The following is an 18,829-nucleotide window of genomic DNA, read 5'->3' on the forward strand; positions in this document are numbered from 1 at the left end:
ACATCCGGGCGGGCACCCCGTTGCGCACGATGGGCCGTTCCCGGTCCGCGTTCGCGGCTCGGGAACGGCCCGTCTTTCGGCGGTCGTCTTGGGTTAGTGGGCTGCTTCCTGCCAGGTGCGGCCTGTGCCCATGGAGACGTTCAGGGGGGCCCGGAGTTCGTAGGCGCCTGCCATCTCCTTGCTCACCAAGGCTTTCAGGTCGTCCAGTTCGCCGGGGGCCACCTCGAAGACCAACTCGTCGTGGACCTGGAGGAGCATCCGGGACGTGAGGCCCGCCGCGGTCAGGGCGCGGTCGACGTTCAGGCTGGCGACCTTGATGATGTCGGCGGCCGAGCCCTGGATCGGCGCGTTGAGGGCCATCCGCTCGGCCATCTCGCGGCGCTGCCGGTTGTCGGAGTTCAGGTCGGGCAGGTAGCGGCGGCGGCCGAGGATGGTCTCGGTGTAGCCGTCGTGGCGGGCCTTGCCGACGACGTCGCGCAGGTAGTCGCGGACGCCGCCGAACTGCTCGAAGTACTCGGTCATCAGCTCGCGGGCCTCGGCGGGCGGGATGCGGAGCTGCTGCGACAGGCCGTACTCCGACAGGCCGTAGGCGAGGCCGTAGTTCATCGCCTTGATCCGGGCGCGCAGCTCGGAGTCGATCTGGTCGGGCGGCAGCCCGAACACCCGGGACGCGGTGATCGTGTGGAAGTCGGCGCCGGAGCCGAACGCCTCCAGGAGCGCGGCGTCCTCGGAGAGGTGCGCCATGATGCGCAGCTCGATCTGCGAGTAGTCGGCGGTGAGGAGCGACTCGTAGCCCTCGCCCACGACGAAGCCCTCGCGGATCTGGCGTCCTTCCGCCGTCCGGATCGGGATGTTCTGCAGATTCGGGTCGGTGGACGACAGCCGCCCCGTGGCGGCGATCATCTGGTTGAACGTGGTGTGGATGCGCCCGGCGTCGTCGGCCATCGGGATGAGCGAGTCGACGATGCTCTTGAGCTTGGCGACCTCGCGCCACCGCAGGATGCGCTCCAGGACGGGGTGCGGCTCCTTCTCCAGGAGGTTCGTCAGGGCCTCGGAGTCGGTGGTGTAGCCGGTCTTGGTCCGCTTGGTCTTCGGCAGGTTCAGCTCGTCGAACAGGACCTGCTGCACCTGCTTCGGCGACCCGAGGTTGAACTCGTGGCCGACCGCGGCGTGGGCTGCCTGCTCCTGCTCCTTGACCTCGCCGCCGAACGACGCGGACATGCCCGCGAGGTGGTCGTTGTCGACGGCGATCCCGGCGCGCTCCATGCCCGCGAGGACGCCGACGAGCGGCAGCTCCACCTCGTGCAGCAGCCGGGTCGCGCCGCGCTTGTCGAGGTCGCGGTCGAGGACGTCGGCCAGCTCGGCGACGGCGCGGGCGCGCACGGCGAGCGCCTCGGCGGCCTCCTCCTCGCCGGAGCCGTCGAGGGTGAGCTGCCCGTTGTCCTCGGTCTCGGTGCGCAGCTCGCGGTGCAGGTAGCGGAGGGCGAGGTCGGCGAGGTCGAACGTCCGCTGGCCGGGCAGGGCGAGGTAGGCGGCGAGCGCGGTGTCGCTGGTGAGGCCCGCGAGGGTGAGGCCGCGGGCGGCGAGCGCCAGCATCGGCCCCTTCGCCTCGTGGATCGCCTTCGGGCGCTTCGGGTCGGCGAGGTAGGCGGCGAGCGCGCGCTCGTCGTCCTCGATCAGCTCGGCCGGGTCGAGGTGGACGGCCGGGCCGTCCTTGGACGCGAGCGCCAGCGCGGTGATCTCGCCCGTGCCGCGCCCCCACGTGCCGGTGACGGCGACGCCGAGCCGGTCGCCGGAGTTGGCCTCCAGCCAGGCGCCGAGCGCGCCGGGCTCCAGCGCGTCGACCTGGACGTCGAAGCCCTCGTCGGCCTCCGGCTCCGCGGTGGACAGCGTCGCGTACAGCCGCTCGCGCAGGACGCGGAACTGCAGCGAGTCGAACAGGGTGTGGATCTCCTCGCGGTCCCACTGGCCCATGGCGAGCTGCGGCGGCGTCAATTCGAGGCCGACCTCGGTGTCGAGCTTGTTGATCTGGTGGTTGCGCAGCACGCCGGCGAGGTGCTCGCGCAGGCTGTCGCCCGCCTTGCCCTTGATCTCCTCGACGCGGGCGACGAGCGTGTCGAGGTCGCCGTACTTGGCGAGCCACTTCGCGGCGGTCTTCGGGCCGACGCCGGGGACGCCGGGCAGGTTGTCGCTGCTCTCCCCGACCAGCGCGGCCAGCTCGCGGTACCGCTCGGGCGGGACGCCGTAGCGGCCCTCGACGGCGGCCGGGTCCATCCGGGAGAGCTCGGAGACGCCGCGGACCGGGTACAGGACCGTGACGTCGTCGTTGACGAGCTGGAACGCGTCGCGGTCGCCGGTGACGATGAGCGTCCGCATGCCCGCGGCGACGGCCTGCACGGACAGCGTGGCGATGATGTCGTCGGCCTCGAACCCGGCGACCGACAGGCGCGGGACGCGCAGCGCGTCCAGCACCTCGAAGATCAGGCTGACCTGGCTGCGGAACTCGTCGGGCGCCTTCTGGCGGCCCGCCTTGTACTCGACGTACTGCTCGTGCCGGAACGTCGGCTCGGAGCGGTCGAAGGCCACCGCGATGTGCGTGGGCTGCTCGTCGCGCAGGACGTTGATGAGCATCGAGGTGAAGCCGTACACGGCGTTGGTCGGCTGCCCGTCGGTCGTGGAGAAGTTCTCCACGGGCAGCGCGAAGAACGCCCGGTAGGCCAGGGAGTGCCCGTCGAGCAGAAGGAGCCGGTCACGCTTGTCAGGGGTCGTCGCTGTCGTCGCCACACCAGGACTCTAGTCTGCGACCACGACAGTTTCGCTGAGGCCGGTGTCTCCCGGCCGCCGGGGCCGCCCCCCGGGAAAGGCAGGGCGCAAGTGACTGAGACGGACGGCGCGGACCCCCGGGACGGCGCCGCGACGAACGCCGGGGCCGACCGGTACGGCGACCTGGCGAAGAGCATGGGGGTCGAGGTCCTGGAGGCGTCTCCGGAGCGGGTCGTCGGGCGGATGCCGGTGAAGGGCAACACCCAGCCGTACGGGCTCCTGCACGGGGGCGCCTCGTGCGTCCTCGCGGAGTCGCTCGGGTCCCTCGGCGCGGCGCTGCACGCGGGTCCGGGGCGGATCGCGGTCGGCGTCGAGATCAACGCCACCCACCACCGGTCGGCGACCGAGGGGCACGTGACGGGCGTCGCGACGCGCACCCACGGCGGCCGGACGCTCGCCACCTACGAGATCGTCCTCACCGACGACCGGGACCGGCGGATCTGCACCGCCCGCCTGACCTGCATGCTCCGGGACGCCCCCGGCGGCTGACCGGACCGGTCCGGAGGACCGATCGGGTTGAAACGGCACTATCCGGACTTTCTTTGCGATGCGCCGCCCGAGGTCTGTAGCGTGGCACGGAACGGCCCGGGATCACCGAGTAGACAACGTACGCGCCCGGGGAAGGTTCGTACGGCCCCAAAGGTGATCCCGGGTCAACGCATGTCCGGGCCCGGCCGGGCCGCCGCCGGACGCACCGACACCAGTGTAAGGCCGACAGTGGTTGCGGTTGCGTTGCGAAACGCCCCGGCGCGTTCACCCGTGCCGCGTTCCGCCGTACGTTCCGGACATGCCCTCCCGTAGCACGCACGTCCTCGGGACACGGCCACGCGCCGGCCGCGCACCCGCCGCGCCCGCACTCCCGCTCGCACTGGCGCTCGGCCTCGCCGCGGTCCTGGCGGGCTGCTCGGGGTCCGGGCACGCCAAGGCGCCGCCCGCCTACAGGATCCCGGCCGAGACGGCCCGCGAGGGCGAGGCCGTCCCCCAGGGCAGGACGGGACGCAGCGCCGACATGAGCTTCACCGTCATCGGCTTCCGGCAGGGCATGACGGATGTGATGGGCACCCACGCCGCGATGGGCGCCAAGGGCGCCTTCACCCGCGTCCGCCTCCTCGCCGTCAACACCGGGCGCGACATCCAGGTCTTCGACACCTGGAAGCAGCGGCTCGTCGCCGCCGACGGCAGGGCCTACTCCCCGGACGTCAACGCGACGATGATCAAACGGCAGCCGGAGCGGCTGTCGGTCGGCGCGTCCATGCGCGTCGAGTTCGACCTGTGGTTCGACGTCCCGCGCGGCGTGAAGGCGACGGCCGTCCGGCTCTACGGGTCGCCGCCGGTCGGCGCGGTCAGCCAGCCCGCGCCCGCCGAGATCAAGCTGCCCTGACCCACCGCGCGAGGAAAAGGCGCGCGCCCGCCGGATCGACGTGATCCGGCGGGCGCGCGTCGAACGGCCGGCTACCCGGCGTCCTCCGGCGGAGCGTCCTTGGCGGGCGCACCTCCGCCCGCGCCGCCGCCCGTACCGCCGCCTGCGTCGTCACCCAGGTCGCCGCCCAGGTAGGCGGCGCGGACCTGCGGGTCGTCGAGCAGTTCGGCGGCGGGCGCCGACTTCACCACCCGGCCGGTCTCCAGCACGTACGCGCGGTGCGCGATCTGGAGCGCCTGCTGGGCGTTCTGCTCCACCAGCAGCACCGTCGTGCCGCGCCGGTTGATCTCCTGGATGATCGTGAAGATCTGCTGGACGAGCATGGGCGCGAGCCCCATGGACGGCTCGTCCAGCAGGAGCACCTTGGGCTTGGCCATCAGCGCCCGGCCGATGGCGAGCATCTGCTGCTCGCCCCCGGACATGGTGCCGCCCGCCTGCCTGCGGCGCTCCGCGAGCCGCGGGAACAGCTCGTACGCCTCCTCCAGTTCCTTGGACGGGTCGTCCTTGCGGGCGTAGGCGCCCATGAGGAGGTTCTCCTCGACGGTCATGCCGGGGAAGACGCCGCGCCCCTCGGGCGCCTGCCCGATGCCGACGCGCACGCGCTTGTGCCCCTGCATGCCGCTGATGTCGCGCCCGTCGAAGTGGATCGACCCGCGCGACAGCGAGCGCAGCCCGGAGATCGTCTTCAGCGTCGTCGTCTTCCCGGCGCCGTTGGCGCCGATCAGCGTGACGATCTCGCCCTCGTCGACCGCCGCGGTGATGCCCTTGATCGCCGCGATCTTTCCGTAGTGGACGTGGATGTCCTTGATCTCAAGAAGCATCGGCGGGAGCCCCCAGGTACGCCTCGATGACGCGCGGGTCGTTCTGCACCTCGGCGGGCAGCCCGTCCGCGATCTTCTGGCCGAAGTCCAGGACCGCGACCCGGTCGCTGATCCCCATCACGAGGCTCATGTCGTGCTCGATCAGCAGGACCGTCACGCCCGTGTCGCGGATCTCGCGGATGAGCTGCTGCAGGGCGACCTTCTCCGCCGGGTTCATGCCGGCGGCGGGCTCGTCCAGCAGCAGCAGCTTCGGATCGGTGGCGAGCGCCCGCGCGATCTCCAGCCGCCGCTGGTCGCCGTACGGGAGGTTCTTCGCCGCCTCCTCGCCGCGGTGCGGGATGCCCACGAGCTCCAGCAGCTCGCGGGCCTTCTCCCGGCCCTGGCGCTCCTCGCGGCGGTGCCAGGGCAGGCCGAGGGACGCGCCGACGAAACCCGTCCGGTGGTGGGCGTCCGCGCCCACGAGGACGTTCTCGACCGCCGTCATGTTGTGGAACAGCCGGACGTTCTGGAACGTCCGCGCCACGCCGAGCTTCGTGACGACGTACCGCTTCTTGCCGTCGATGCGCTTCCCGCGGAAGACGACCTCGCCCTCGGTGGGCTTGTACACGCCGGTGGTGACGTTGAACACCGTCGTCTTCCCGGCCCCGTTCGGGCCGATCAGCGCGAAGATGTCGCCCTCGCCGATCGTGAGGTTCACCTTGTTGAGCGCGACGACGCCGCCGAACCGCATGACGACGTCCCGCAGTTCCAGCACGGGCGCGGCGGCCTTCCCGGCGCCCTGCCCGGCGCCCGTCGCGGCGCCCTTGTCCAGGCTCACTTGCCCTCCTCCGCCGTGACGGGACCGGCCGACTGCCCGGGCCCGGCCACCTCGGCTCCCATACTGCCCATGCCGCCGGTGCCCTCGGCCAGTTCGGCCTTGCGCTGCCGGGACGGCCACAGGCCCTCCGGACGGAAGATCATCATGACCACCAGCGCGGCGCCGAAGATCAGCATCCGGTAGTCGGACAGGAACCGGAACCGCTCGGGGAGCCAGGCGAGCACCGCGGCGCCGAGCATGACGCCGGGGATGTTGCCCGAGCCGCCGAGGACCACGCCGGCGAGGATCAGCGCCGACACGAGGAACTCGAAGTTCTGCGGGTTGATCGACGTCTGCTGCGAGGCGAACACGACGCCGCCGCTGCCGCCGATCGCCGCGCCGATCGCGAACGCGGCCAGCTTGAACTTGAACGTCGGGACGCCCATCAGCTCGGCCGCGTCCTCGTCCTCGCGGATGGAGGCCCACGCGCGGCCCACCCTGGACCGGTCGAGCCGCTTCACGAAGATGATCGCGATGATGATGAACAGCAGGAGCAGGTAGTAGTACGGCCGCGAGTCCAGCAGCCCGTACTTGAGCGGCTGGACGCCGAAGATCTCGAACTCCGACAGGGTCGGCGGGTGCGGGATGCCCTGCACGCCGCGCGGGCCGTTCACGTAGGAGCTGTTGTTCGCCGTCCGCTTGACGATCTCACCGAAGCCGAGCGTGACGATCGCCAGGTAGTCGCCGCGCAGCCGCAGCGTCGGAGCGCCGAGGATCAGCCCGGACAGCCCCGCGAACGCGATCGCGAGGAAGAGCGACTCCCAGAACGACCAGCCGTACTTCGTGGCGAAGATCGCCATCGTGTAGCCGCCGACCGCGTAGAACGCCACGTACCCGAGGTCGAGGAGGCCGGCCATGCCGACCACCACGTTCAGGCCGAGGGCGAGGAGCACGTAGATCGCGATCTGGTTGCTGAGCATGGACGGCCAGTCGCTGCCGCTCGGCGCCATGAACTCGCCGATCGACTGGCTCGGCAGGAGCAGCCCGCCGATGACGAGCAGGAGGTACACGGCCCAGCGGACCGGGCCGGGAGCGGTCGCCCAGGCGTTGCGGAGCGGGTCGAGGGACAGCCTGTCGCGGTACGCCTGGAGGCCGCCCGGGCCGTCGTTTCCGTTTCCGTTCTTCGTGAGGTTCATGCGCGCGCCTGCTGGAGGGACTCACCGAGGATGCCGGTGGGACGGAACATCAGGACGAGGATCAGCAAGGAGAAGGCCACGACGTCGCGCCACTGCGACCCGAACAGGCTGGACCCGTACATCTCCAGGAGCCCGAGCGTGAAGCCGCCTGCCAGGGCGCCGCGGATGTTGCCGATGCCGCCGAGCACTGCGGCCGTGAACGCCTTGATGCCGAGCAGGAACCCGACGAAGTAGTTGGTGCTCTCGAAGCGCAGGAAGTACAGCGCCGCGGCGACGCCCGCCATGACGCCGCCGACGAGGAACGTCGTGGACACGACGCGGTCGATGTTGACGCCCATGAGGACCGCGGTCTCCGGGTCCTGGGCGGTGGAGCGGATGCCGCGGCCGAGCTTCGTCCGGTTCACGAACTGGTCCAGCGCGACCATCATCAGCACCGCGCCGACGAAGACGATGAGCTGGTCGTTGCGGATGAGGATCGGGCCGACGTCCACCACGTCGGAGAGCTTCTTGAAATGCTCGTTGACGTCGAGCTTCCCGCCCTCCTTCGAGGTGCCGAACACCCGATGGATCACGACCGCGCCCATCAGCTGCTGGATGAAGATGGACGCGCCGATGGCGGAGATCAGCGCCGCCAGTCGCGACGCCCCCCGTTTGCGGAGCGGCCGGTAGGCCGTCACCTCCAGGAGCATCGCGCCGCCGCCGGCGACGCCGCCGGCCACGACCGCCATGAGCACCACCACGCCGATCAGGGTGATGCCGCCCACGTCGGAGACGCCGAGGGTCCGGACGGACCAGAGCGCCGCGAACGTCCCGACCATGAAGACGTCGGCATGTGCGAAGTTGATCAGCCGGAGGACGCCGTAGACCATCGTGTAGCCCAGGGCAAGCAGGGCGTAGATCGCGCCCAGCGCAAGCCCGTCGATGGTCGACGGCCAGAATTGATTGATGAAGTCGTCGAGCACCTTCGGTCGCCTTTGTGAAAAGGAGCGGGAGCGCTGTAGCGCTCCCGCTCCCGCGCCATCAGGGGCCCCCGGAACGGGGACGGTTCGTCGTGGGCGTCGTGACGCCTACGCGGTCGGCTTGGCCTCGTTGCTGTTGCCGAGCAGCGGCAGGAGGTTGCCCTTCACCTCGTAGATGAAGATGTCCTGCGCGGCGAGCTCGCCGTTGGCGTCGAACTTGATCTGCTTCCCGACGCCCTGGAAGTCCACGGTCTTCAGGAAGGCGTTGATGTCCTCGGGCTCGGTCTTGCCGGCCTTCAGCGCCTCGATGAACGTGGTGGCCGCGTCGAAGCCCTCGGTCGAGTAGATCGCGACGTCGGAGCCGAACTTCGCCTTGTAGTCGGTGGCGAACTTCTTGGCCTTCTCGTTGGTCTTGCCCTCGGCGTCGATGAGGCAGCCGCAGCTCAGCAGCGCGCCCTGCGCGTTCTTCTCGCCCGCGCCCTCGATCAGGCCGGTGGCGAGCGAGCCGTCGCCGGACATCATCTTGCCCTTGTAGCCCGCCTCGCGGAGCTGCTTGAACAGGCGTCCCGCGACCGCGTAGTAGCCGCCGAAGTAGACCGCGTCCGGCTTGAACTGGTTGATCTTGTTGACGGTGGAGGAGTAGTCCGTCGCCTTGTCGTCGACCGCGTCGGACTGGGTCTGCGCGCCCGCGCCGCCGGCCGCCTTCGCGATGGCGTCGGCGAGGCCCTTGCCGTAGTCCTGGTTGTCGGAGACGGTGAAGATCTTCTTCGCCGCGGCCGCCTTGGTCAGGAAGTTCGCGGCGCCGGCGCTCTGCACGGCGTCGTCGGCGACCACGCGGTGCCAGTACTTCCAGCCCTTCTCCGCCAGCGTCACGTTCGTCGCGGACGGGGTGACGCTCGGGATCTTCGCCTCTTCGAGGATCGGCGCGACGCTCTGCGACTCGCCCGAGAACGCCGGTCCGATCAGGCCCACGATCTTGTCGTTCTTGACCGCGCCCTGCGCCAGCGTCGTCGCCTGCTCCGGCTTGCCCTGGCTGTCGTACTTCTTGAGCTTGATCTTGACCTTGGGGTTCGTCGCGTTGTACTGCTCGACGGCCAGCTGCGCGCCCTGCCAGGGCGGGATCACGAGGCCCGAGTTCTCACCGGTCAGGTCGCCCATGAACCCGATGGTGACCTCGTCGCCACCGCCGCCGCCGGAGTCCTTGTCGTCTCCGCCACAAGCCACGGCGCTCAGCGCGAGAACCGCGCTCACCGCCAGCGCGCCGGTGATCCTCATCTTGTTGCGCCGCAAGGTGCCCAACCTTTCCATCCGGATCCGGGAGAGGATCGGGTACGAGTCATGCCCCGACGCCGACGCCCTCGGATGGAGAAATCGGTCACTCGGGGATCAGCTATGTCGTACACCGTTGACCCGCCTCAGAGCAGGCCCCCCGGATAGAAGGGTTACTCGTTCGTTACTCCCCCGTGCTCATGTCATTCCCGGCGTTGCCAGGCATGATTACCCACAGTGAGCATTCTGGGCCGGTCCGGGATGTCGGGAATGGGCCTTGACAACGGGACGGATAACAGCGATAGGGAGTCAACCCGCGGTCAGCCCGCCGCGGGCTCGTCCCGTCCCGGGGAGGAGCCCCCGGTCGCGCCCGCGACGACCGCCTCCGCGACGGCCCGCATCGTGAGCCGGCGGTCCATGGAGGTCTTCTGGATCCACCGGAACGCCTCCGGCTCGGACCAGCCGTGCGCCTGCTGGAGCAGCCCCTTCGCGCGATCGACGAGCTTGCGCGTCTCCAGCCGCTCCTGGAGGCCCGCGACCTCGGCCTCCAGGGCACGCAGCTCGGTGTACCGGCTGACCGCCATCTCGATGGCGGGCGCGAGGTCGGCCTTGGAGAACGGCTTGACGAGGTAGGCCATCGCGCCCGCGTCCGTCGCCCGCTGGACGAGCTCGCGCTGCGAGAACGCGGTGAGGATCACCACCGGGGCGATCCGGTCGGCGGAGATCCGCTCGGCCGCCGAGATCCCGTCCAGGACGGGCATCTTGACGTCGAGGATCACGAGGTCGGGACGGCGCTCGGCGGCGAGCCGCACGGCCGTCTCGCCGTCCCCCGCCTCGCCGACGACGTCGTAGCCGTCCTCCTGAAGCATCTCCTTCAGGTCGAGCCGGATCAGGGCCTCGTCTTCCGCGATGACAACTCGCCGAGCGCTCTCCACGCGCATGAGCCTATCGAAACCCGCTACCCTGGTCCGGAGCCGCCCCTGCCACGGCACCGCACGGCCGACGCAACCCAGGTGTCCGGTTTATCCGGACCTGAGCCCCGATATCCCAACGGCAGAGGAAATGGTCTCAAACACCATCAAGTGTGGGTTCGAATCCCACTCGGGGCACTTTTCTCCGCGTCCGCCGCTTCGCGGCCCGGCTCATCCGTCCCATGGACGCCTCCATGGTCGTGGACGCCCCGCACCGCGCCCCGTTCGTGAGTTCGCTCGGGCGGGTCGGCGTCGCTCGCTTTTCCGGAGCGAAAGGGAATTGAGACCGGCCGGTGATCCCTGCGCGGTGCGCAATTTTCGCCGGGCGGACCCGGGAAAGCCGGGAGAAAGGGCCGGGCGCCGCGCGGGGTGCGGTCGCGCGGCGCCCGGCCGGGGCGGGCGGCGTCAGCGCCGCCGATGGTCGGAGCCGGTGCCGGCCGTCGGTGTCGGCCGTCGGCGCCGGCCGTCAGTGCTGGATGCCGATCGCGTCGCCGATGGCGTGGACGCGCAGCGCGTTGGTCGAGCCCGGCGTGCCGGGCGGCGAGCCCGCCACGACGACGACCTTGTCGCCCTTCTGGCACCGGCCGAGTTCGAGGAGCGCCTGCTCGACCTGCCCGAACATGGCGTCGGTGTGGTGGGCGTGCGGGACGACGAACGTCTCCACCCCCCACACGTGCGCGAGCCGCCCCCGGACGGCGGGCACCGACGTGAACGCCAGCAGCGGGATCGGCGACCGGTAGCGCGACAGCCGGCGCGCCGTCTCGCCGGACATCGTGAACGCCGCGAGGGCCTCCGCGCCGACGATCGCGCCGACCTCGGCGGCGGCCCGAGCGATGGCGCCGCCGACCGTCTCCGGCATCCGCTGCAGCGTGTGGGTGGCCTGCAGCGAGGCCTGCTCGGCGGTCTGCACGATCCGGCTCATCGTCAGGACGGACTCGATCGGGTACTGCCCGACGCTCGTCTCGCCGGAGAGCATCACGGCGTCGGCGCCCTCGAACACGGCGTTCGCGACGTCGGACGTCTCGGCGCGGGTGGGCCGCGGCGAGGAGATCATCGACTCCAGCATCTGGGTGGCGACGATCACCGGCCGGGCCTTCTCGCGGCACAGCTCGATCGCGCGCTTCTGCACGATCGGGACCTGTTCGAGCGGCAGCTCGACGCCGAGGTCGCCGCGGGCGACCATGATCCCGTCGAAGGCGGCGACGATCTCGGGCAGCCGCTCCACCGCCTGCGGCTTCTCGATCTTGCCGATGAGGGGGACGCGGACGCCCTCCTCCTCCATGATCTGGTAGCAGATGTCGGCGTCGGCCGGGGTGCGGACGAACGACAGCGCGACGAGGTCGACGCCGAGCCGCAGGGCCCAGCGCAGGTCGCGCTCGTCCTTCTCGGTGAGGGCGGGGACGCTGACCGGCACGCCGGGGAGGTTCAGCCCCTTGTTGTCGGACACCATGCCGCCGACGGTCACCGTGGTGTGCACGCGGGTGCCCTCGACGGACGTGACCTTCAGGGCGACCCGGCCGTCGTCGATGAGGATCGTGTCACCGGGCCCGACGTCGCCGGGCAGCCCCTGGTAGGTGGTGGACACCTCGCGGCGGGTGCCGGGGACGTCCTCGGTCGTGACGGTGAACTCGTCGCCGAGCGTGAGCCGTACGGGGCCGTCCGGGAAGCGGCCGATGCGGATCTTGGGGCCCTGCAGGTCGGCGAGGACGCCGACGCCGCGCCCGGTCGCCTCGGCGGCGGCCCGGACCCGGTGGTAGACCTCCTCGTGGACGGCGTAGTCGCCGTGGCTCATGTTGAGCCGGGCGACGTCGATGCCCGCCTCGACGAGAGCGGTGATCTGCTCCGCGCTGGAGCAGGCGGGACCGATGGTGCTGACAATCTTGGCTCGACGCGTCACGGCAACAACGGTACTTAGTTACCCGCCGGTACCGATATTCGTGCAGGATATGGTCGTCCCCGGTTCACCGATTGGTCTAGCTCAGAGGTCTAGACCACATCTGGCCGCCGCGCCGTTGAACCACGTCGAGCCCTGCCGAGCCCCTGTCGCCGGACCGCCGGTCAGGGCTTGAAGGCGTCGACGGCGGCCTGCGAGAACGCCTTGAGGTCGTCCGGCTTGCGGCTGCTGACGAGGATGTTCGGCCCCTCGTCGCAGATGTGTACCTCCTCGTCCACCCATGTCGCACCCGCGTTGCGCAGATCGGTCTGGAGGCTCGGCCAGGACGTGAGGGTGCGGCCGCGGACGACGTCCGCCTCGATCAGCGTCCAGGGGCCGTGGCAGATGACCGCGACCGGCTTGCCCGCGTCGAAGAACGACCTGGCGAACGCGACGGCCTTCGGCTGCGTCCGCAGGAAGTCGGGGTTGGCGACGCCGCCGGGGAGGAGGAGGCCGTCGAACTCGGTGTGGTCCGAGACGTCCACGGTGGTGTCGACGGGGAAGGTGTCGGCCTTGTCGAGGTGGTCGAACGCCTGGAGCCGTCCGGACTCGGTGGACACGAGCCGCGGCGTGCCCCCGGCCTTCTCGACGGCCTTCCAGGGCTCGGTCAGCTCGACCTGCTCGGTGCCCTCCGGGGCGCAGAGGAAGGCGATGGTCCGGCCTTGAAGATCATTGTTCGGCATATTGCCCTCCGTGTGTTGATGGCTTACCGATTGCCCTGCCCGGGAGGACGGGTGGTATGCAGGAAGCGTGAATCCCACCGGATACCGCGAGCTCCCGGCGCCGGGGCTGGCCTGCGCCTGGACGGCGGCCCTCCCGCCGGACGTGGAGCCGTTCACACAGCGCGTCGTCCCGGACGGCTGCGTGGACGTCATGTGGTCCCCGGCCGGGATCCTCGTGGCGGGTCCGGACACGGGGCCCATTCCGGCGGTCATGCCGCCGGGTCACACGGTCGCGGCGGTGCGGTTCGGGCCGGGGACGGCCCCGCCCGCGCTCGGCGTCCCGGCCGACGCGATCCGGGACGCCCGGGTCCCGCTGCGCGACCTGTGGGGCGGCGAGGCCGACCGGCTGGCCGACGCGGTCGCGGCGGCGGACGACCCGCTCGGCACGCTCGTCGCGGCCGTCAGCGCGCGGATCCGGCCGGCGGACCCGATCGTCCCGGGCGTGCTGGCGGGGCTCGCCGGAGGGTCGGTGCGGGACGTGGCCGACGGCCTCGGCCTCAGCGAGCGGCAGCTCCGGCGGCGGTCGCTGGCGGCGTTCGGGTACGGGCCGAAGACGCTGCAGCGGGTGCTGCGCTTCCAGCGGGCGCTGGCGCTGGCCCGCGCGGGCGAGCCGCTCGCGGGCGCGGCGTTCGCGGCGGGCTACGCCGACCAGGCGCATTTCGCGCACGAGGTGCGGGACCTCGCGGGCGAGCCCGTCCGGAACCTGCTCGCCGCCTAGGCGCGACCGCCCGTCAGGGCTTGAGCCTGCCGTAGGCGCGGAGCGTCCGGAGGCACTCGACGGTGACGTGGCCGCGCCATTCGGGACGGGTGATCGGCGTCCAGACGAGGAAGTCGATGTCCCAGCCGCCGTCGTCGTCCTGCGCGTCGATCAGCGCGTCCAGGTGGGCGTCGATGACGTCGTCCGCGAACAGCCGCTGCCCGAACCCGCCGGGGAACGGCGCGAAGTCGAGCGGGAGATGCCGGGCCCCGGCCGCGTGCGGGTCGAGGGAGACGGGCGCGGCGAGCGCGTCGCGGACGCGGGCGAAGACCGCCTCGGCCCGCTCGCGGTCGGGGACGTGGTCGAGGAAGGTCAGGATGGACAGGGCGTCGTAGGGCCCCGGCTCGATGCCGCCGTCCTCCAGGTAGCGCCAGCAGAAGTCCGTCGCGGGGCCGATCCAGGGGTGCGATGAGCCCGCCCGGTGGAGCCTCCCGGCGAGGCTGCCGGTCGGGTTGATGGCGCCGGTCGGCTCGTCCGCCGCCTGCCACCAGGGCGCGTGCGGCGCGTCCCGGACGGACGGCAGCACGAACGGCACTCCCCCGTCCGCGCCGGTGATCGACGCCAGGTAGCCGCCGATCCGGTTCACCGCCGGGTCGTCGTCGGCCCCGGCCTGGTGGAGGACGTCGAGGGCGTGCTGCGCGGGGACGGGCTGGCTCGCCTCGCCGCGCAGGTCGGGTTCGAGGGCGTGGCCGTAGCCGCCGTCCGTGTTCTCGTAGCCGCGCAGGGCCGCGACGACCGGTCCGGGAAGCCCGCCGCGGAAGTGGAGGGCGAACCGGCGGCGGTCGATGAGGCGGCCGTTGAGGCGCATGAACTCGGCGGCGCGGTCGAGGCCGGTGCCGTGCAGGACTCTCATGCCGTCCACGCTAGGACGGCCGCTTCCGGCCGGTCTTGCAGGAAACGGACACGCAGGAAACGGACACGCGGGAACGGGGAACGCGGTGGGCCCGACCACCCCAGCGGTGAGTGGCCGGGCCCTCGGTGTCCCGCGTGCGGGGTGCGGGAGCGGGCGGTCCGCCGCCGCTCGGACGGGCTCGGGCCGTACCGCGGCCGCGTCGCGGACCTTGGCGGGACGGTAGCCGACGGGCCCGAAGTCCACAAGTGGCACGCGGTACGCGAAGCGTGACGACGATCGGTTCGTCCGCCCCCTGCCCGGACGGCCGTTTCCGGACGGACCGCGTTTGTGGTCTGCTGTCCGGCATGAGTGATCCACTGGACGAACGTGACGTCGCGGGCGACCCGCTCGCGGTGGTGGCGGGGGCGGCGGAGCCGTACCTCGGCGGGCTGGGCGGGCGTCCGGTCCACGATCCGTCGCGGGACGCGCTGCTCGACGAGCTGGACGGCCCCCTCCCCGCCGAGGGCGACGGGTCCGTCGCCGCGGTGGAGCGGCTGCTGCGCGTCGGGACGGCCGCGGCGACGCACTCGTCCGGGCCGCGCTGCTTCCACTTCGTGGTGGGCGGGTCGACGCCGGCGGCGATGGCGGGCGACTGGACGACGTCCCTGCTCGACCAGGGCGCGGGCCTGTGGGTGCTCTCACCGTTCGCGGCCCGCGCGGAGACGGTCGCGCTGCGCTGGCTGAAGGAGCTGTTCGGGCTGCCCGCCGAGTTCGGCGGCGTGCTCACGCCGAGCGCGACGCTCGCGCACGTGACGGGCCTCGCGTGCGCCCGGTACCGGTGGGCGGACGGCTACGGCGTGGACGTCACGTCCCGCGGCCTCGCGGGCCTGCCGCAGATGCCGGTGTTCAGCAGCGGGCTGGTGCACGTCAGCACCCGGAAGGCGCTGCAGATCCTCGGCTGCGGACGCGACACGCTCCGCACGTTCGCGCGGGACGACGCGGGCCGCGTCGACCTCGACGCGATGGACGCGGCCCTCTCCCGCGTGAACGGCCACGCGGTGATCGTGGCGAACCTCGGCGACGTGAACACCGGCGACTCCGACCCGATCGGCGACCTCGCCGACCTCGCGGAGCGGCACGGCGCCTGGCTGCACGTGGACGGCGCGTTCGGGATGTTCGCCGCGCTGTCGCCGCGCACCGAGCATCTGGCGCGCGGCGTGGAACGTGCCGATTCGGTGACGGCGGACGGGCACAAGTGGCTGAACGTCCCGTACGAGAGCGGGTTCTCGTTCGTCCGCGACCGGTCGCTGCTGAGCCGCTCGTTCGGCGCGTGGGGCGCGGCGTACCTGCCGGACGAGGACGACGAGCGGATCAACTACAACATGCTGGGCCCGGAGTCGTCCCGGCGGGCGCGGGCGCTGCCGATCTGGGCGACGCTCCGCGCCTACGGGCGGGACGGCTACCGCGAGATGGTCGAGCGGCACCTCGACGTCGCCCGGCACCTCGGCGAGCTGGTCGAGGCGTCCCCGGACCTGGAGCTGCTCGCGCCGGTCCAGCTCTGCATCGTCTGCTTCCGGTACCGGCCGGAGGGCGTGGCGGAGAGCCGCCTCGACGACCTGAACGCGCGCCTCGGCGAGGCGCTGATCGCGGACGGCCGCGTGTTCGCGGGCACCAGCACCTACCGGGGCATGACGGTGTTCCGTCCCGCCCTGGTGAACTGGCGGACGACGAAGGCCGACGTGGAACTCCTCGTGGACGTCCTGCACGAACTGGCCCCCGCCGTCCGGGGCTGACCGGGCGCGCGTCAGGTCGCGCAGGGGCCCCAGCCCGCGCTCTCGTCCAGCTCCTCGAACGGCTGGGTGAGGCTGTACCAGCAGCCCGAGTCGTCACGGAACAGGGCCTCGATGCCGTAGGGCCGCTTCTCCGGCTTCTGGACGAACTCGACGCCCGCGGCGGAGAACCGCTCGTAGTCGCCCTGGCAGTCGTCGGTGTTGAACGCCCCGGCGCCGAGGACGCCCTTCGCGATGAGCGCCCTCATGTGCCCGGCGGACTCGGGGTCCATGGTGGGCGGGCCGGGGACCATGAGCGCGAGGCTCAGCTCGGGCTGGTCCTTCGCGCCGACGGTGACCCAGCGCATGCCGCCCTCGCCGAGCGTCATGTCGTCGCGCAGCTCCAAGCCGAGCTTCCCGGTGAAGAACTCGATGGCGGAGTCCTGGTCGAGGACCCAGGCCGTGGCCAGCCCCAGTCTCGTGATCATTTCCGTGCCTCCTCGGCGGACGTTCCGGACGTGGTGCGTCCACGCTAGAAAGCGTCCGGGCCTGCGGACTTCTCGATAATTGCGAACCCTCGCGCGATCAGTCCCCGCTGAAGCCGCCCGCCCAGAACAGCACGAAGCAGCCGGGGACGGCGGCCGCCCCGCCGCCGGCGCGGGCCCGCCTGCGGAACTCGGTCGGCGTCATGCCCACCTGCCGCTTGAACCGCGTGCAGAACGTGCCGAGGCTCGTGAAGCCGACCAGCATGCAGATCTCGGTGACGGTGAGGTTCGCGGTGCGGAGCAGGTCCTGGGCGCGCTCGATGCGCCGCCGCGCCAGGTACCGCCCGGGGGTCTCCCCGTACACCTCCCCGAACAGCCGGACGAAGTGGTACGGCGAGTAGCCCGCGCGGGCGGCGACGGCGGCCACGTCCAGCGGCTCGCTCCAGTCGCGGTCCATGGCGTCCCGCGCCATCCGCATCCGCCGCAGCACCTCGGTGTCGTGCACCGACACCCCGCTTCCCATCCTCCGATGCTGACACATCGCACCGACAGAGATGGGAAAGGCCCTGGAGACCAACGTCTCCAGGGCCTTTCCCTTGCGATCAGGTAAGCGGGCGAGCTGTAGGCGGAATGGGATAGGGCAGGTTCGTCCGGCCGTTGAGGTAGGCGTCCACGCCGTGGGCGGCGGCGCGGCCCTCGGCGATGGCCCAGACGATCAGGGACTGGCCGCGGCCCATGTCGCCCGCGGCGAAGACGCCGTCCACCGACGTCTTGTAGTCGCGGTCGCGGGACACGTTGCCGCGCTGGTCGAGGTCCACGCCGAGCTGGTCGAGGAGGCCCTCGCGCTGCGGGCCGAGGAAGCCCATCGCGAGGGTGACGAGCTCGGCGGGGATCTCCCGCTCGGTGCCCTCGACCGGCTGGAACCGGGTCTCGGGGCCGCCGACCTCCACGAGCCGCAGGGCCCGGACGTTGCCGTCCGCGTCCCCGGCGAACTCGGTGGTGGACACGGCGTAGACGCGGTCGCCGCCGAGGTCCGCGAGCTCCTCGTGGGCGCTCTCCACCTTGAACAGCATCGGGTAGGTCGGCCACGGCTGGGCGTCCGGACGCGACTCCGGCGGCCGCGGCATGATCTCCAACTGGGTGACGGACGCGGCGCCCTGCCGGATCGCCGTGCCGATGCAGTCGGCGCCGGTGTCGCCGCCGCCGATGACGACGACGTGCTTGCCCTTCGCCGAGATCGGCGACTCCGCGAAGTCGCCCTCCTGCGCCCGGTTGGACGGCGGCAGGTACTCCATCGCCTGGTAGACGCCCTTGAGCTCGCGTCCGGGGACGGGCAGGTCGCGCCACACGGTCGCGCCGCCCGCGAGGATGACGGCGTCATGCCCGGCCCGCAGCTCGTCGGCGGTGACGTCCACGCCCACGTCCACCGAGGTCCTGAAGACGGTGCCCTCGGCGCGCATCTGGTCGAGGCGCCGGTCGAGGTGCCGCTTCTCCATCTTGAACTCGGGGATGCCGTAGCGGAGCAGGCCGCCGATCCGGTCGGCGCGCTCGTAGACGGTGACGTCGTGCCCGGCGCGGGTGAGCTGCTGCGCGGCGGCGAGGCCCGCGGGCCCGGAGCCGACGACCGCGACCTTCCTGCCGGTCTTCACGGCGGGCGGGCGCGGTACCACCCAGCCCTCCGCGAACGCCCGGTCGATGATCTCGACCTCGACCCGCTTGATGGTCACCGGGTCCTGGTTGATGCCGAGGACGCAGGCGCTCTCGCACGGGGCGGGGCACAGCCTCCCGGTAAACTCCGGGAAGTTGTTCGTGGCGTGCAGCCGCTCGATCGCCTCCCGCCAGTCGTGCCGGTAGACGAGGTCGTTCCACTCGGGGATGAGGTTGCCGAGCGGGCAGCCCTGGTGGCAGAACGGGATGCCGCAGTCCATGCAGCGGCTCGCCTGCTTCTCCAGCCGGTCGCCGCCGAAGTCCTCGTAGACCTCGGACCAGCTCCGGATGCGGACGTCGACCGGGCGGCGCTTCGGGAGCTCCCGCCGGACGGTGAGGAAACCCTTCGGGTCGGCCATGTTCGGGAAG

The 18,829-nt window shown here is 71.6% G+C and carries 17 protein-coding genes and 1 tRNA gene; 5 read left to right on the plus strand and 13 right to left on the minus strand.

Going from position 1 to position 18,829, the window contains the following annotated elements:
- Positions 1-93 precede the first annotated feature (93 nt).
- Positions 94-2,784 carry a DNA polymerase I gene (gene polA / locus FXF68_RS18915; RefSeq protein WP_148761057.1) on the minus strand — a complete coding sequence of 897 codons (2,691 nt, stop codon included), beginning with the start codon at positions 2,782-2,784 and terminating at the stop codon, positions 94-96.
- A 174-nt stretch (positions 2,785-2,958) separates the two neighbouring features.
- On the opposite strand from polA, the gene FXF68_RS18920 reads away from it, so the two are divergent.
- The gene (locus tag FXF68_RS18920) at positions 2,959-3,312 is read left to right on the plus strand and encodes a PaaI family thioesterase (protein ID WP_148762313.1); all 354 of its coding nucleotides are present in this window, start codon (positions 2,959-2,961) and stop codon (positions 3,310-3,312) included.
- 298 nt (positions 3,313-3,610) lie between these two features.
- Complete coding sequence (locus FXF68_RS18925) at positions 3,611-4,204, plus strand: DUF4352 domain-containing protein (RefSeq protein WP_148761059.1); 594 nt, start codon at positions 3,611-3,613, stop codon at positions 4,202-4,204.
- A 71-nt stretch (positions 4,205-4,275) separates the two neighbouring features.
- Here the strand turns inward: FXF68_RS18925 and FXF68_RS18930 are convergent, their stop codons facing one another.
- The 6 genes from FXF68_RS18930 to FXF68_RS18955 form a co-directional block, all read right to left on the minus strand.
- A complete protein-coding gene (locus FXF68_RS18930) occupies positions 4,276-5,064 on the minus strand; it encodes an ABC transporter ATP-binding protein (RefSeq protein ID WP_148761061.1) in 789 nt (262 codons plus the stop codon).
- Complete coding sequence (locus FXF68_RS18935) at positions 5,054-5,881, minus strand: ABC transporter ATP-binding protein (RefSeq protein WP_342787144.1); 828 nt, start codon at positions 5,879-5,881, stop codon at positions 5,054-5,056. The genes FXF68_RS18930 and FXF68_RS18935 overlap by 11 nt, the downstream gene beginning before the upstream one ends.
- The gene (locus FXF68_RS18940; RefSeq protein ID WP_148761063.1) at positions 5,878-7,056 is read right to left on the minus strand and encodes a branched-chain amino acid ABC transporter permease; all 1,179 of its coding nucleotides are present in this window, start codon (positions 7,054-7,056) and stop codon (positions 5,878-5,880) included. The genes FXF68_RS18935 and FXF68_RS18940 overlap by 4 nt, the downstream gene beginning before the upstream one ends.
- On the minus strand, positions 7,053-8,018 hold the full coding sequence (locus tag FXF68_RS18945; RefSeq protein ID WP_148761065.1) for a branched-chain amino acid ABC transporter permease: 966 nt from the start codon (positions 8,016-8,018) through the stop codon (positions 7,053-7,055). The genes FXF68_RS18940 and FXF68_RS18945 overlap by 4 nt, the downstream gene beginning before the upstream one ends.
- Positions 8,019-8,123: 105 nt before the next feature.
- On the minus strand, positions 8,124-9,290 hold the full coding sequence (locus tag FXF68_RS18950; protein WP_148761067.1) for a branched-chain amino acid ABC transporter substrate-binding protein: 1,167 nt from the start codon (positions 9,288-9,290) through the stop codon (positions 8,124-8,126).
- A 314-nt stretch (positions 9,291-9,604) separates the two neighbouring features.
- Positions 9,605-10,225: an ANTAR domain-containing response regulator gene (locus FXF68_RS18955; protein ID WP_148761068.1), complete on the minus strand. Its 621-nt coding sequence runs from the start codon at positions 10,223-10,225 to the stop codon at positions 9,605-9,607.
- A gap of 95 nt (positions 10,226-10,320) precedes the next feature.
- Between FXF68_RS18955 and FXF68_RS18960 the strand changes: the two genes are divergently transcribed.
- Positions 10,321-10,393, plus strand: a tRNA-Leu gene (locus tag FXF68_RS18960).
- 328 nt (positions 10,394-10,721) lie between these two features.
- On the opposite strand, the gene pyk is transcribed toward FXF68_RS18960, so the two are convergent.
- Both pyk and FXF68_RS18970 read right to left on the minus strand, forming a co-directional pair.
- Positions 10,722-12,152: a pyruvate kinase gene (pyk, locus tag FXF68_RS18965; protein ID WP_148761071.1), complete on the minus strand. Its 1,431-nt coding sequence runs from the start codon at positions 12,150-12,152 to the stop codon at positions 10,722-10,724.
- Positions 12,153-12,313: 161 nt separating this feature from the next.
- Positions 12,314-12,871, minus strand: coding sequence for a type 1 glutamine amidotransferase domain-containing protein (locus tag FXF68_RS18970; protein WP_148761073.1), 558 nt, complete (start codon positions 12,869-12,871; stop codon positions 12,314-12,316).
- Positions 12,872-12,938: 67 nt separating this feature from the next.
- On the opposite strand from FXF68_RS18970, the gene FXF68_RS18975 reads away from it, so the two are divergent.
- A complete protein-coding gene (locus tag FXF68_RS18975; protein WP_148761075.1) occupies positions 12,939-13,628 on the plus strand; it encodes a helix-turn-helix domain-containing protein in 690 nt (229 codons plus the stop codon).
- Between the two features lie 13 nt (positions 13,629-13,641).
- Here FXF68_RS18975 and FXF68_RS18980 read toward each other — a convergent pair whose 3' ends face one another.
- Positions 13,642-14,520, minus strand: coding sequence for a hypothetical protein (locus FXF68_RS18980; protein ID WP_148761077.1), 879 nt, complete (start codon positions 14,518-14,520; stop codon positions 13,642-13,644).
- Positions 14,521-14,864: 344 nt separating this feature from the next.
- Between FXF68_RS18980 and FXF68_RS18985 the strand changes: the two genes are divergently transcribed.
- A complete protein-coding gene (locus FXF68_RS18985; RefSeq protein WP_148761079.1) occupies positions 14,865-16,292 on the plus strand; it encodes a pyridoxal phosphate-dependent decarboxylase family protein in 1,428 nt (475 codons plus the stop codon).
- Between the two features lie 11 nt (positions 16,293-16,303).
- Here FXF68_RS18985 and FXF68_RS18990 read toward each other — a convergent pair whose 3' ends face one another.
- The 3 genes from FXF68_RS18990 to FXF68_RS19000 all read right to left on the minus strand — a co-directional run bounded on the left by FXF68_RS18990 (position 16,304) and on the right by FXF68_RS19000 (position 18,819).
- On the minus strand, positions 16,304-16,756 hold the full coding sequence (locus tag FXF68_RS18990) for a VOC family protein (protein WP_148761081.1): 453 nt from the start codon (positions 16,754-16,756) through the stop codon (positions 16,304-16,306).
- Positions 16,757-16,853: 97 nt separating this feature from the next.
- A complete protein-coding gene (locus tag FXF68_RS18995) occupies positions 16,854-17,276 on the minus strand; it encodes a helix-turn-helix transcriptional regulator (protein ID WP_246178801.1) in 423 nt (140 codons plus the stop codon).
- A 79-nt stretch (positions 17,277-17,355) separates the two neighbouring features.
- Entirely contained in the window at positions 17,356-18,819 is a 1,464-nt protein-coding gene (locus FXF68_RS19000) for a glutamate synthase subunit beta (protein WP_148761083.1), read from the minus strand.
- Positions 18,820-18,829 lie beyond the last annotated feature (10 nt).

The sequence above is a fragment of the Actinomadura decatromicini genome, from assembly GCF_008121305.1.
Taxonomy (GTDB): Bacteria; Actinomycetota; Actinomycetes; order Streptosporangiales; family Streptosporangiaceae; genus Spirillospora; species Spirillospora syzygii.